The 13,522-nt window shown below is 63.8% G+C and carries 14 protein-coding genes; 3 read left to right on the top strand and 11 right to left on the bottom strand.

Features of this window, described 5'->3' with window-relative positions; genetic code table 11:
* Positions 1 to 2: 2 nt before the first annotated feature.
* Positions 3 to 254 (bottom strand): DUF768 domain-containing protein, encoded by a 252-nt coding sequence (locus tag FJ942_RS24330; protein ID WP_140498383.1) that lies wholly within the window; start codon positions 252 to 254, stop codon positions 3 to 5.
* A gap of 409 nt (positions 255 to 663) precedes the next feature.
* A complete protein-coding gene (locus tag FJ942_RS24335; RefSeq protein WP_140729358.1) occupies positions 664 to 1,353 on the bottom strand; it encodes an SDR family NAD(P)-dependent oxidoreductase in 690 nt (229 codons plus the stop codon).
* 30 nt (positions 1,354 to 1,383) lie between these two features.
* Between FJ942_RS24335 and FJ942_RS24340 the strand changes: the two genes are divergently transcribed.
* Positions 1,384 to 1,650 carry a hypothetical protein gene (locus FJ942_RS24340; RefSeq protein WP_140729359.1) on the top strand — a complete coding sequence of 89 codons (267 nt, stop codon included), beginning with the start codon at positions 1,384 to 1,386 and terminating at the stop codon, positions 1,648 to 1,650.
* A 48-nt stretch (positions 1,651 to 1,698) separates the two neighbouring features.
* On the opposite strand, the gene FJ942_RS24345 is transcribed toward FJ942_RS24340, so the two are convergent.
* Positions 1,699 to 2,718 (bottom strand): isopenicillin N synthase family oxygenase, encoded by a 1,020-nt coding sequence (locus FJ942_RS24345; protein ID WP_140729360.1) that lies wholly within the window; start codon positions 2,716 to 2,718, stop codon positions 1,699 to 1,701.
* Positions 2,719 to 3,090: 372 nt separating this feature from the next.
* Between FJ942_RS24345 and FJ942_RS24350 the strand changes: the two genes are divergently transcribed.
* Positions 3,091 to 3,372 (top strand): hypothetical protein, encoded by a 282-nt coding sequence (locus FJ942_RS24350; protein ID WP_318012685.1) that lies wholly within the window; start codon positions 3,091 to 3,093, stop codon positions 3,370 to 3,372.
* Positions 3,373 to 3,586: 214 nt separating this feature from the next.
* On the opposite strand, the gene FJ942_RS24355 is transcribed toward FJ942_RS24350, so the two are convergent.
* From FJ942_RS24355 to FJ942_RS24370, 4 genes are all read right to left on the bottom strand, one after another.
* Positions 3,587 to 5,866 (bottom strand): xanthine dehydrogenase family protein molybdopterin-binding subunit, encoded by a 2,280-nt coding sequence (locus tag FJ942_RS24355; protein WP_140899206.1) that lies wholly within the window; start codon positions 5,864 to 5,866, stop codon positions 3,587 to 3,589.
* Positions 5,867 to 5,868: 2 nt separating this feature from the next.
* Positions 5,869 to 6,888: a xanthine dehydrogenase family protein subunit M gene (locus FJ942_RS24360; protein ID WP_140524808.1), complete on the bottom strand. Its 1,020-nt coding sequence runs from the start codon at positions 6,886 to 6,888 to the stop codon at positions 5,869 to 5,871.
* Position 6,889: 1 nt separating this feature from the next.
* Positions 6,890 to 7,510 carry a (2Fe-2S)-binding protein gene (locus FJ942_RS24365; protein ID WP_140524809.1) on the bottom strand — a complete coding sequence of 207 codons (621 nt, stop codon included), beginning with the start codon at positions 7,508 to 7,510 and terminating at the stop codon, positions 6,890 to 6,892.
* Between the two features lie 213 nt (positions 7,511 to 7,723).
* On the bottom strand, positions 7,724 to 8,557 hold the full coding sequence (locus FJ942_RS24370) for a 3-keto-5-aminohexanoate cleavage protein (protein ID WP_246674756.1): 834 nt from the start codon (positions 8,555 to 8,557) through the stop codon (positions 7,724 to 7,726).
* Between the two features lie 80 nt (positions 8,558 to 8,637).
* Here FJ942_RS24370 and FJ942_RS24375 point away from each other — a divergent pair, with 80 nt between their 5' ends.
* Positions 8,638 to 10,053: an amidase gene (locus FJ942_RS24375; RefSeq protein ID WP_140623990.1), complete on the top strand. Its 1,416-nt coding sequence runs from the start codon at positions 8,638 to 8,640 to the stop codon at positions 10,051 to 10,053.
* Positions 10,054 to 10,062: 9 nt separating this feature from the next.
* On the opposite strand, the gene FJ942_RS24380 is transcribed toward FJ942_RS24375, so the two are convergent.
* From FJ942_RS24380 to FJ942_RS24395, 4 genes are read right to left on the bottom strand one after another with little or no spacing between them, the layout of a single operon-like run.
* The gene (locus FJ942_RS24380) at positions 10,063 to 10,821 is read right to left on the bottom strand and encodes an ABC transporter ATP-binding protein (RefSeq protein WP_181170021.1); all 759 of its coding nucleotides are present in this window, start codon (positions 10,819 to 10,821) and stop codon (positions 10,063 to 10,065) included.
* Complete coding sequence (locus FJ942_RS24385; RefSeq protein WP_140515007.1) at positions 10,821 to 11,576, bottom strand: ATP-binding cassette domain-containing protein; 756 nt, start codon at positions 11,574 to 11,576, stop codon at positions 10,821 to 10,823. The genes FJ942_RS24380 and FJ942_RS24385 overlap by 1 nt, the downstream gene beginning before the upstream one ends.
* A complete protein-coding gene (locus FJ942_RS24390) occupies positions 11,566 to 12,546 on the bottom strand; it encodes a branched-chain amino acid ABC transporter permease (RefSeq protein ID WP_140899211.1) in 981 nt (326 codons plus the stop codon). The genes FJ942_RS24385 and FJ942_RS24390 overlap by 11 nt, the downstream gene beginning before the upstream one ends.
* A gap of 10 nt (positions 12,547 to 12,556) precedes the next feature.
* Complete coding sequence (locus tag FJ942_RS24395; protein ID WP_140524813.1) at positions 12,557 to 13,456, bottom strand: branched-chain amino acid ABC transporter permease; 900 nt, start codon at positions 13,454 to 13,456, stop codon at positions 12,557 to 12,559.
* Between the last annotated feature and the right edge of the window lie 66 nt (positions 13,457 to 13,522).

Below are 13,522 nucleotides of genomic sequence, written 5' to 3' on the forward strand. Positions count from 1 at the left end.
AATTATTCCGCGGCCTTGCTCGCGGCCTGCTGGTGCTCGTCGGCCTCGGCCGCTTCCTCGAGCCGGGAGGCGATGAGTTCCTGGATATCGCCGACTTCTTCCTGGATATCCTCCAGCGGTATGCCGACCTCGGCCGCCTTGGCAGCGCATTCCCTGGCCAGCGTCTCGGCCTGCTTCTCGATCCTGGCGTGGGACTGGCAATGGACTTTTTCGCCAATCCATCCCTGCAAGAATTCGATGGCGTGCTCACTCATATTGCTTTTCCCTGGCGGCGAAGCCGGTTGGTAATCATAAACGTCGGCATCCGGTGAAGGATGCATGTCCCCATTCCAGCCGAGTCGCCACCGGACGGCAAGCCGATGTCGTCCAAGGTCCACAGAGCCAAAGGAAATAGAGGATTGAAGAACATTTTCTGTTTCTGGGGGGCGGGTATCGTTTGGCGGGAATCCTGTCCCGCCTCGAGAGGCTGCTTCTACTTGCTTCTTACGGTTTTCAGGTCCGTTTGCATCTCAATGGCTGTCACAACAGCTGCCCGATGACGTTGCCGTTTCCAGGCACAAGCCATCGAAGCCGCCGCTATATAGTGACATCCCCATGCAATGTCGACTCTCTCCGCCGCCTTGCATGGAAGCCCCGCGAAAGCTGCATAGGTCACCGTGCCGATCAGAAGGTCTCGACCCAGGGCCTGAGCTCGAGTTCCCAGGTCCAGGCGCTGCGGTTCTGGCGATGGATGCCGAGATAGGCCTCGGCGATCGCGTCCGGCGATAGCCGTCGATCTTGCGGGTCGGGAGCCTCTCCCGGCACGGTCGAGGCAATGGCACCATCGATGACGAAATGCGCGACATGGATGTTCTTGGGGGCCAGTTCGCGAGCCATGGATTGCGCCAGTCCACGCAAGCCGAATTTGGGCATCGCGAAACCGGCCGAGCCGGCGAACCCCTTGACGCTTGCCGTCGCGCCGGTGAAGAAGATCGAGCCCGAGCCTTGCGAAAGCAGCCGGTTGGCCGCTTGCTGGCCAACCAGGAAGCCGCCATAGGCCCCCACCAGCAAGGCCTGCCTGACAGCCTCTGGATCGAGTTCGGCGATCGGGCCACGGGCGCGTCCGCTGGCATTGAAGACCACGAGCGACAGCGGGCCGGCCTTGTCAGCGACCTCGAACAGGCGCTGCACCGACGCGGCATCGGAGACATCGGTTGCCACGGCTTGGGCGCCGGTCTGCGCCAGCAATGGGTCGAGCTTCTCGATGTTGCGAGCGGCCAGCACGACACGAAAACCTTCCGTTGCGAGAAGGCGCGCAAGCGAGGCGCTCAATCCGGATCCCGCTCCGGCAATGACGGCGACATTGGATGTCATGAGCATCTCTCTTTCGCGGTGGTGACTGGATTGGACAAGGTTGCGCCTTCCCAAGTAGAACGCAAAAGAAAGCATTTCCAACAAAATCGCGTATCGTCGCGGCGCGGTTCCGTTGGCATCGCGCTTCCCGGGCTGCAAAAAGACTGCTTTCGGCAAAGAAAAATGGCCGGGCGCGAAGACGGCCCGGCCAGAAAGAAGGTCATAACCTTCAGAGGGGAACACCGTTCGGAGGAATGGGAGGAAACCTCGAACGATATTTTTATGTTGAGCCCATTTTCGTGCGCTGGCGACGAATAGTATTCTAAAATCGTGCTGTCCTACAAAAATTTCTACCTGCCGAATGGCTCAGCCTGCCCGGGTCTCGGGCTCAAGCAGATCGGCATAGTGACGCCGCGCAACGTCGGGATGGGAGCGCAGCCTGCTCTTCAGCACATTGGTTCCGACATCGCGAAACAGCGGATTGTCGGGATCGCTGGCCGGCCCGCGCGCCTGCTCCGCCAGTTCCTCGGGAAGCTCGAGCAGCGGTATCGTGGCATCGAGCTTGGCGCTGAAGAAGAACGGCACCGAGATGCGTTCGACGCCGGCGGGCGGCGTCACGACGCGATGCACGGTGGCTCTCAAATAGCCGTTCGAGGCGAGCTCCAGCAGCTCGCCGATGTTGACGACGAGCGTTCCGGGAATCGGATCCACGTCCACCCAGCTTCCGTCATAGTCGACCTGGAGGCCCTTGTTGTCGTCCTGAAGCAGCAGCGTCAGGAAACCGCCGTCCTTATGCGCGCCGACGCCCTGGTCGCCGCCGGTCGCTTCGCGGCCGGGATAGCGCACGATCTTCATGCGATGATTGGGTTCGCCGCCATAGATCGGATCGAAAGCGTCCTCGGCCTGGTCGAGCGACAGCGCGAAGGCCTTGAGCAGACGAATGGCCACGGCCGTCGCCTTGGCCTGCCAGGCCAGCAGCGCCGGCTTCAGCGCCGGCAACGCCGACGGCCACTGGTTCGGCCCCTGCAGCCGCGTCCAGGCAGGAATTCCCGGGCCTTGCGCGATGGGCGGGCGCTCGACGCCGATGTCGAGCTGCTCGCGCCAGTCGGCCTTGCCCTTGGTCAGTTCGCCGCCAGCGCGGGTATAACCGCGGAACTGCGAGGAATTGACCATCTCTATCGACAGCTTGTCGGCTTCCGGCAAGGCAAAGAAACCCCGCGAAGCGGCGAGCGTCTCGCTGATGTCGGCCCATGGGATGCCGTGGCCAGCCAAATAGAAAAAACCGATGTCGCGCGAGGCGGAGCGCAGATCCGCCAGAAACGTCCGGCGCTCCGACGCGCCTTGTTCGAGACGGCTCAGATCGAGCACGGGCACTATTCTGGGCATGTCAGCTCCTTTCCGGGTTCTTTCCGGGTGCTGCTTGAAAACTTCGCCCGGAAACCCGGGCCCGTGGATGTGCTGCTCCTTTTCCAGCGGCCGAAGCCGCCATCGATGCCCCAAATCTCACGGAGTTCGGTGCGCCGGGAAAGGAACGATCGGCTTTTCGGGGCCGCCGGGACGAACAATTTTTCTATTTGGGCGGGCAGCCTGACGATGAGCGCGATCATTGCGCGAAATACGGGCGTGTCATTTCAGGCACAGCGCGAAGCTGTCATTGGCCCTTGAACGGCCGCGCGGGAGGCGCGTAACATCACGGCACTTGAATTTGAATCTGTTTCATTCGTCCGGGCTAAAGTCCGGATCGGTTTGGATAGGTCCTTGAACACGCAAGCAATCGGCAGCGCGGCGGGGCGCGGCAAATCGTTTGCCGATGTGGCGCAAGCCTCCTGGGGCAAGGGCCCTGGCACCTTGCTGCGTATCATGCGCATGACGCTGCGCCACCCTTGGCAGGTCGCCATCACCATCGTCTCGACCTTCATCGCCGCGACGCTGCAGCTTTTCATTCCGCGCCTGCTGGGACACGCCATCGACCAGGCGCAGGGCGTGGTGGCTGCCGGTGCAAATACCGGGCCGAGCAGGCGCTGTGGAATACGGCGCTGACGCTGCTCGTCGTCAGCATCCTGCGCGGCCAAGGCTGAGCGCTCCTACGGTCAGTTCCGTTCGATGGGGCGGGAAGGGTTCCGGCTGTTCCGGATCACCCTGGCATGAAACAGTCAGTTCCTGACGCATCAGCATCCCGATCCGCAAGGCAGTGAAACTGGGCGAGGACAAACCCACGCTTGTTGCGGCGGAGCAATCCTCTTTGTCTCGGTCCTCAAACGATCAGATCGTCAATTCTGATCGGCAAGTCGCGGATCCGCTTGCCGGTCGCGTGGTAGACAGCGCTGGCGACGGCAGCGGCGGTGCCGACATTGCCGAGTTCGCCCAGGCCCTTCACACCAGCCGGATTGACCTCATGGTCGATCTCCGGAACCAGTATGACGTCAAGGTCCCTGACATCGGCATTCACCGGGACCAGATAATCCTGCAGGTCGCGGTTCACATAGCGGGCATAGCGGGTATCGATCTCGGTCGCCTCATGCAGGGCCTGGCCAATGCCCCAGATCATGCCTCCCATCAGCTGGCTGCGCGCGGTGCGCGTGTTCATGATGCGGCCGGCCGCGAACGCCCCGACGATGCGCGGCACACGGATTTCGCGCGTGTAGCTGTTGATGTGCACCTCCACGAATTCGGCCCCGAACGCATATTTCACCGAATCCGCGTCGGACTCGCCGCCATGGAATTCCGACTGGCCGGCATAGAGCTTCTTGAGCGCTTCGGGGGTCGAGCCCTTCGGCGCGAATTCGGCATATTCCTCGATGGCGCCTACCTGCATGGCCTTGAATATATCGGCGGTGCTTGCCGACGCCCCGCCCTTGGTGAGGATCCGTCCCCCGTGGAGGTCCAGTTCCTCATTGTGCGAGCCTGCAAGAGGGCCACCCTCCGCGACCGCTGCGGCGAACAATTTCGTGCGCACAGCATCACACGCCTTGAGCACGGCCGAACAGACGCTGGCAGTGGAAATCGAACCTCCCGATACCGGCGCCGGCGGCAAGGCACTGTCGCCCATCTCGACGGCGACCTTGCCGATGTCGACACCGAGATGTTCCGCCGCCATCTGGCCGGCAACGGTTCGCACACCTGTGCCGATTTCATGCGAGCCGCACTGCACGCGCACGTCTCCTTCGGCGGTCAGGCGCACGCGGGCCGCGCATGGCGCGGCAGCGGTCGGGTAGACTGCCGTCGCACAGCCCATGCCGACGAGCCAGTCGCCGTCGCGCATCGAGCCGACTTTCGCATCCCGTCTCGTCCAGCCGAAGGCATCAGCGGCCTGATCGTAGCATTTCATTAGCGACCGGCTGGAGAACGGCTTGCCGCCGATCGGCTCCTTCTGGGGCTCGTTGATCCGGCGAAATTCGATCGGGTCCATGCCGAGTGCGACGGCCATTTCGTCCATGGCGCTCTCGAGGGCATAGACGTAGGGCGTCTCGGGCGGCGAGCGCATATAACCGGGCGTGTTGCGATCCGCCTGCACCAGCAAGACATGCGTCAGCACCGAGCCATAAGCATACATGCGACCGGTGGCCGAAGTCCCGCCGACGACATAGGAATCGGGTCTCGAGGTCACCTCCCAGCCTTCATGGCCGAAAGCAGTGATGCGGCCGTCCTTGCCGGCGCCGATGCGGATGCGGTGCCGGGTTTCGGCCCGATAGGTCTGGGTGCCGAACGCCTGCATGCGGCTGACCACACAGCGCACCGGCCGGCCAAGCCGCCTGGCGGCCACAGCCACGATGGCCGTTCGCGCCGTCATCGGCCCCTTCGAGCCGAATGCGCCGCCTACGTTAGGGCAGACGATGCGCACATTCGCTGGGTCGAGCCTCAATTGCCGCGCCAACTCGACCTTCCAGCCGGTCACGTTCTGAGAGGGCTCGTAAACGGTGAGTTGGTCGCCTTGCCAAACAGCGGTGGTCGAGAACAGCTCTATCGGGTTGTGATGCTGGGTCGGCGTCGAATACCGCGCATCGATCTTCATCGGGGCCGATTCATAGGCGGCATCGAAATCGCCGGCCTTGACGTCCTCCTTGAACAACGGGCTTTTGCCGGCGGCGTCGATGGTCTTTGTCCCCGGCATGTCGAAACTGGCGGTCGGTTTTTCCTCGGCATAGTCCGCGCGGATCCTTTGCGCCGCCTCCTCGGCCGCTTCGAAGGTCTCGGCGACCACCAGCGCAATGATCTGACCGTCATGGAAGATCGCCTTGTCATGCAGCGGCCCGATAGAACTCGCGCCGGTATTTCCGAATTTCGGCGTCTCGACCTTGTCGAGGTCGCCATAGGTGACGATGTCGAGCACGCCGGGCACCGAGCGCGCGTCATCCAGGTAAAGCCTGGCGACCTTGCCCTTGGCGATGCTGCTCGTCGCGAGCACGGCGTGCGCAATGTTGGCGGCCGGGAGATCCGCCGCGTATTCGGCCTGGCCGGTCACTTTCAGCCGCGCATCGATACGCGGCAGCGGCTGTCCCATGTTTTCCTTCGGCTGTGGAGCGGCGACGTTCATGATCACACCTTCATGTCACGGGTTTCGAGCAGCCCCCTGATCAAGGTTCGCTTGCCGAGTTCTATCTTGAATGCGTTGTGCCGACGCGGCTGGGCCTCGGCGAACGCGGCTTCGGCGGCCTCGGCCGCCGCTGCCTCGTCGAGCACCTTGCCGCGCAGGATCTCCTCCGCCGCTCTTGCCCGCCAGGGTACGGTCGCCACGCCGCCAAGCGCGATGCGCGCCTCGTTCACGGTCTCGCCGTCGAGGTCGAGGGCGACCGCGGCCGATGCAAGGGCAAACGCATAGGATTGCCGATCGCGGATCTTGAGATAGCGCGAACGCCTGGTCCATGCGCCGGCGGGCACCTCTATGGCGGTGACGATCTCGTCGGGTGCCAGGTCGGTCTCGATGTGAGGGCTGTCCTCGGGCAGGCGATGCAGGCTGGCAAACGGAATCTTTCGCCGCCCGTTGTGGCCTTGGACATGAACCGTGGCGTCAAGCGCGATCAGGGCCTGGGCAAAGTCACCGTGATAGGTCGCGATGCAGTTCTCACTGGTCCCCAGCACGGCATGCTGGCGGTTGAACCCCTCCATCGCGGCGCAGCCCGAGCCTGGCTCGCGCTTGTTGCACGGCCATGAGGTTTCGCGGAAATATTCGCAGCGGGTCCGCTGCAGGATGTTGCCGGCAAGGCTTGCCATGTTGCGCAGCTGGCCGCTTGCCGCCAGTTGCAGGCTCTCCGCGATCACCGGATACCGACGCTTGATCTCGGCATTCTCGGCCGCGTCGCCCATCCGCACAAGAGCGCCAAGGCGCAGACCCTCACCACCGGTCTCGATCCGCCGCAATGCCGGTTCGGAGAGACCGTTCAAATCGAGCAAGCGTTCCGGCCGGGCGACGCCGAGTTTCATATAGTCGGCGAGATTGGTGCCACCGGCAATGAACTGCGCGGGGGCTTGCGTCGGCGGATGCCTGGTGGCCGAGCGCGAGGCGACGGCGACCGCCGCGGAGAGGCTGGCGGGCCTCTCATAGACGAAAGGATGCATCTCAGGCCCTCCTGATCTGGTCGCGGGCCTGGACGATTGCCGCGACGATGTTCGGGTATGCCGCGCATCGGCAAAGGTTGCCGCTCATATATTCGCGAATGTCGTCCTCTGAACCGGCATGTCCTTCGTGGACGCAGCCGATCGCGGACATGATCTGGCCGGGCGTGCAATAGCCGCACTGGAACGCATCGTGATCGATGAAGGCCTGCTGCATCGGATGCAGGCCGCCATCCGTCGACGCCAACCCTTCGACGGTGGTTACCGCCTTGCCCTCGTTCATCACCGCGAAGCTGAGGCAGGAGAGCACGCGATGGCCATCGACCAGCACCGTACAGGCACCGCATTGGCCATGATCGCAACCTTTCTTCGTGCCCGTCAGGCCGACATGGTCGCGCAAGGCGTCGAGCAGGCTGGTTCGGCTGTCGAGCGCCAGATTGTATGGCTGCTTGTTGATGGTCAGTGTTGTCATGACAGGCTCGGTTGGCTTGGCGGCAGCAGCCGGAGGCTCCTCGGACCTGGCTGTCGAGGCCAGAAGCGGAGTCACCGCAGCCGCGGAGACGGTCGCGGTCATAAAGCTTCGTCTGCTGAGACTGGAGGAGTTTGGGGGAACATGCTCGGACATCGCTGGCTCCGTCGCTCGCTATGTCGCGACCAAACCCCTCATCGGGGCCATTGTTCCGGGCCATCCGCGATAAAACGCACAAGGAAGACGGCTCGCAAGGCAAGCCGCCCGATTTGGATGCAAGGATATGACGGGTCCGTTCGAGACCGTGCCCGTCCTACCCTGGCGAATTTGCAGGCGCGCGGCCGATCCCCTAACAAGGCGCGCGGGCCCTCACTGCTGGCGGGCAATTCCGAGAATATCAAGCGCCTGCGCGGCAGAAGCAATCGGGCGCCCCGTGCGGCCAGCGGCTTCGACGATTGCCGCGACCCGTTCGGCATTGTCGCGGGCGAGGCTGCCATCGGCGTGCCAGAGAGAGTTCTCGAAGCCGACCCGCACGTGCCCTCCCGCCGCGATCGCCGCCGCCAGCGCCAAGGTCTCGCCCCGTCCGAAGGCGCAGACCGACCATACGGCGCCTTCAAGACCATGCGCATCGAGCCCTTCAAGGAAGACATCGAGGTCTTCGGGCCGGCTTTCCTGATCGGCGGCATAGCGTCCAAGGACGAACAGCAGCCGGGGGCTTGTGGGCTCCGCCAGAATGCCTCGCCGCCGCAGATCGATGAAACGGTCGAGATCGGCCCGATCATAGAGAATGTGCTGGACCGCGATGCCTTCCCGACCGGCCCACGCGAAGAAGCGGGCCGGCTCCGCCTCGCCATCGCTGATTATCTCACGCAAGCCGATCGAGACGGAAACCGGATGAAGCGCCCGAACAAGGTCCATCTGTTCGCGTGGCGAATAGAGCCCGATCGCTTCAGTCGTGATCTGGATCGCCATGACGCCCTGCGTCCGCTCCCGGATCGCCGCGATGGCATCCCGGTAAAGCGCGGCGTCAAGCGTGTGCCGGCCTGAAGCATCGCGGACATGCACATGGATGGCGGCGGCGCCGGCAGCGAGACACTGCCTCGCCGTTTCGGCAAGTTCGTCGGCGGTCATCGGCAGAGCCGGATGATCGGCCTTCGTTCTGCGCGCTCCGTTCGGCGCAACCATGATCAGCAACGGCTTCAATTTCATCTCCGGGCCCAATTGGCTCTCCCGCAACGTGGTTTTCCATGCTTCATTTCACCGACTCGCACAGGTAGGACAGCATGAACGCCACCGCCCAAGGGATTTCCGCCTTCGCCACCGCCGCCGAACTCAGCCGCGCGCTCGCCGATGGCAACACATCCTCGACCGAGATCGTCCGGCGCGCGCTGGATCGTGTCGACGTTCATGACAATTCGCTGCATGCGTTCGTCCGGCTGTTTCCTGAGGCTGCGCTCCAGGCCGCCGGCGAAGCCGACGAGCGTCGCAGTCGCGGCGTCTCGAAAGGGCCGCTGGACGGTATCCCTTTCGCGGCCAAGGACCTGCTTGACGTCGAAGGCTATCCGACCCTGGCAGGCTCGAAAGCGCTTGCGGGCGAACTCGCAACCGCCACGGCAACGGCAATCGAACGCCTTGTCGCGGCCGGGATGATCCTGCTGGGCAAGGTGCACACCGTGGAATTTGCTTTTGGCAGTTGGGGGACCAACCCGGTCGCCGGCACGCCCCTGAACCCGCGTGACAGCGCCATCCCGCGCGCGCCGGGCGGATCGTCGAGCGGTTCGGGCGTGGCCGTCGCCGCCGGACTGGTGCCGGTCGCGCTCGGCACCGACACTACGGGCTCCATCCGCAATCCGTCCGCCATGTGCGGAATCGTGGGCCTGAAGACGTCCTTCGGCCTTATCGGGCGCGGCGGCTTGCTGCCGCTTGCCATGTCCTTCGACAGCATCGGTCCCATGACCCGGTCGGTGGAGGATGCAGCCCTTCTGCTGGCCGCGCTCGAGGGTCCCGATCCCGGCGATCCGGCCACCTTTGGCGTGGCGCCGACCTCGCCGCTCGACGGGCTCGAGCGGAGCATATCGGGCCTTCGCCTGCGCATCCCCTCGGCCGTGGACCTTGCCGGCGTAGACCCCGGCATCCTGGTCCGCTTCGACTCCACCGTCGCTGAACTGGAGGCGCTCGGTGCCAATGTCGATCGGATGCCGATGCCGCAATCTTACGACACCTACAAGGCCTTGGCCGGCGACATCATGGCCGTCGAAGCCTGGCATCATCTCGGCCGTTACGTGGAACCCGCGGACAGCGGCGTCGGCACGGCGATCCGCATGCGGGTTCTCAAGGGCAGGGAAATCGGCCTCGCCGCTTATCACGAGTTGATTGCAAGGCGCCGAGCCGCGCAGATCGAGTTTCATCGCGATCTCGAAGGCGCCGATGCGTTCCTGACGCCAACGGCGCCGATTACCGCGCCGCCATTGGCCGACATCGATGAGACAACGACGCCGCTTGGGACGTTTACCCGCATGGTGAACCTCCTCGACATGGCAGCGCTCAGCGTCCCCATCGGTCTCGTCAATGGTCTGCCCGCAGGATTGCAGATCGCGGTTCGCCGCTTCCAGGATCCGCTGGCGCTGAGGATCGGGCGGGCGCTCGAGATTCGGCGCGACAGCCTGTTCGAACAGCCGCCGGGCTACGCCACGCCGTAAGCTGCCCGTTCATTCACCGCTCGCATACAGCCAACGTGCGACAAGAGCGTCGGTGTCGGCACCGAAATCCGCGCGCGCGCCTTCGGAAAAAACCGTGCCGTTCTTGACCACATAGACGTAGTCGGTGATGGCAAGCGCGGCGCGAATATCCTGGTCGACCAGCAGCACGGCCTTGCCGAGTTCGCGGGCAAGATCGCGGACGATGTCGTAGATCGCCTCGCTGGTCTGCGGATCGACGCCGGCGGTCGGTTCGTCGATCAGGTAGACCGACGGATCGGCCATCAGGCTGCGTGCGATCTCGACCTGTCGCTGCTGGCCTCCCGAGAGCTGGCCGGCAGGCTGCGTGCGTTTCTCCCGAACGACGGGAAACTGCTCATAGACATGTTCCAGTTTCTCGGTCAGCACCGTCTTCTTCGGCCTGGCATGCCAGAGACCGAGTTTCAGGTTCGATTCGACCGAGAGATGAGGAAAGAGGCTCGGCCGCTGCGGCAGGTAGGCCAGGCCAAGGCCCAGCATCCGGAAGGGCGGGTTTCCGGTGATGTCCACGTCTCGCAGAAGCACCCGGCCAGCACTCGGTTTCAGAAAGCCGAACAACGCCTTGAGAAGCGTCGACTTGCCCGTGCCGTTCGGGCCGACCACACAGGAAATGCTGCCAGACCAGGCTCTGACCGAAACGTCGCGCAATATGTCGATGTCGCGCGTATAGCCGGCGACAAGGTTCTCGCAGGCGATCAGCGGCGGGGTCGATGGCAGGGAAGCGGTTTCCATCATCGTGCTTCCCGATGCGTTGCGCGGGATCCCGTATAGGCGTGCACGACCTCAGGATTGCGCAGCACCTCGGCGACCGCGCCGTCGGCGATCTTGCGCCCTCGCGCCATCACCATGACGCGCGTTACGACCGACTGGATAGCCTCGAGGTTGTGATCGACAACGACGATGGTGTGACCGTCGCGATTGAGGCTCCTTATGTGCTCGATGATCTCCTCCAGCAGGCGCGGGTGGACGCCGGCGAAGGGCTCGTCCAGAAGCAGCAATCTCGGTTTGAGCATCAGCGCCCGGCCGAGTTCCAGCAGCTTCTGCTGGCCGCCGGAAAGCGCTCTTGCATAACTGTCGGCGAGATGGTCGAGCCTCAGGAAAGCAAGAACCCCACGGGCGCGCTCCTCTGCCGCGGCGCGCCGTTCAGCCGGGTCGGAAAGTGCCGGCACGATGAGGTTTTCCAGCACGGTCATGCGGCGGAACAGGCGGGGAACCTGAAAAGTACGGGCAACACCGCGGCGCGCGAAAAGATTAGCCGGCGAGCGCGCCATGTCGGTACCCTCGACGAGGATGGCACCGCCGTCGGGTTTGAGCGCGCCCGTCACCATGTTGATGGTGGTCGTCTTTCCCGAGCCGTTGGGACCGATCAACCCGACAATTTCGCCGCGGGCCAGGGCAAAGGATAAGCCTTCGACGGCATGGATGCCGCCGAAATGCTTGGCAAGACCACTGACCGAGAAAAAAGCGGTGTCCTTCTCAACCGGCATGGGGTTCCTCGGTGGTAGCAGTTGGAACAGGCGCTTGTTCCCGTGGCCGCGCGCGGAAGCGAGCCCAGTTTTCGACCATCGGATACAGGCCGTTCTGCGCGAAGCGTTGCACCAGGATAAGCGCCAGACCCATCAGCACGAAACGCCATTCGCCGTAGGACCGCAGCGTCTCGGAAAGCAGGAAGACGACGACTGCGCCGACCACGGCGCCGGGCAAGCTTTCGATGCCACCGATCACCGCCATCGCGATAACCAGACCCATCTCCGGCAGGATAGCCATGTTGGGCGTCAGGATGCCGATGAAATGGCCGTAATAAATGCCGGCTATCGCCGCGATCACGCTGGTTACCACGAAGACGAGGATCTTGTAGCGCGTGGTATCCACCCCGCTGGCGCGCGCGGCGCCCTCGTCTTCCCGGATGGCACGTAGAAAAAGACCGACGCGGGTCGCCAACAAGGCATTCATTCCCAATACCGCCAGGACGACGAGCGCAAGGCCGAGATAGTAATAAGGCAGGTCCGATCGACCGGAAAAGAGGCCGGGCACCGGCAAGCCCAGCATGCCGCGTGTGATGTCCTCCTCCGCGACCAGAACGAGGCGGAAGATTTCCGAAATGGCGAGCGTGAAGAGGGCCAGATAAGGCCCGGAAAGCCTCAGGACCAGCGCGCCGATCAGGGCGCCGGCCACGACGGCAAGAGCGATGGCGGAAAGAATGGCAAGCGGCAGGGGCATGCCGATCTGGCCAACGAACAAGGCCGAGGCGTATCCGCCCAGCGCGGCAAAAGCCACATGGGCGAAGGAGAACTGACCGGCGAAACCGGCAAGCAGCGCCCAGCTCGCGGCAAGCAGCGCATAGTACCAGGCGATGGCGCCGACGTGGGTCCAGTATGGTCCGACGCCGAGCGGCACCAGCAACGCCACCACGAGCAGAATCGCCTGAGCCGATTGCGAGAATGTTGGACGGATCATTGCCGTGCCCCTATTCCAGCCGCAGATGCGAGCGGCCGAACAGGCCGGTCGGCCGGAAGAGCAACGCAATGACGAGCAGCAGCGCTCCGAACGCCTGCGTATAGGCAAGCGCGCGATTGGGATCCGGCAGATAGCCGACACCCAGCCCTTGCACCAGGCCGAGCAGGATGCCGCCGGTAATGCTTCCGCCGACGGAACCCATGCCGCCGAGCACGATGATGATGAAGGCCTGCACGGCCGGCAACTCACCCATCGACGGCGACAGGGCGAAGATCGGCGCGATCAACGCCCCTGCCCCGCCGGCAAGCGCCGAGCCGATGCCGAAAGCGATGGTGTACATGCGGCGTGGATCGATACCGATGACCGCGGCGGACTCGCGGCTCTGGCTCACCGCATCGAGTGCCTGGCCAAGCGAGGTGCGCTTCAGGAAAAGCGTCAGACCGACAAGCAGGACGACGGCAGCGACCGCAGCGATCAGCCGGTCGTAAGGCAGGATCAACGGACCGAGGATCAGCGCTCCTGTCATGAAGGACGGCGGCGCCTTGGCGAAGGGACCGAAGACGACAAGGCCGAGATTGGTGATCAGAATGGTGAGGCCGAAGGTGACGATAATGGCGTATTCGTCCTTGCGCTCGACCTTGTCGGTATACATTGGCGCTATGACGAGCCTCTCGAAGAGCACGCCGAAGATGAACAGGGCCACCATCGCGCCGGCGACACCGACAAGCGGCGGCGCATGGAACCAGGCGATGATGTAGTAGGACGCATAGCCGCCCAGCATATAGAGCGATCCATGGCCGAAATTGACGACCTTCAACACCGAGAAGACCAAAGTGAGCCCCGCCGCCGTCAGCGCGAAAATGAGGCCGATGACCAGGCCGTTGACGGCCAGGAGGAGGAAATAGCTCATGGGTTCACATCACCTCGTTGTCGGCCGCCTGTCCAGTGAAGCGGCCGCCGGCGGCTATGGAGCCGC

Source organism: Mesorhizobium sp. B2-4-2, from assembly GCF_006442845.1.
Taxonomy (GTDB): domain Bacteria; phylum Pseudomonadota; class Alphaproteobacteria; order Rhizobiales; family Rhizobiaceae; genus Mesorhizobium.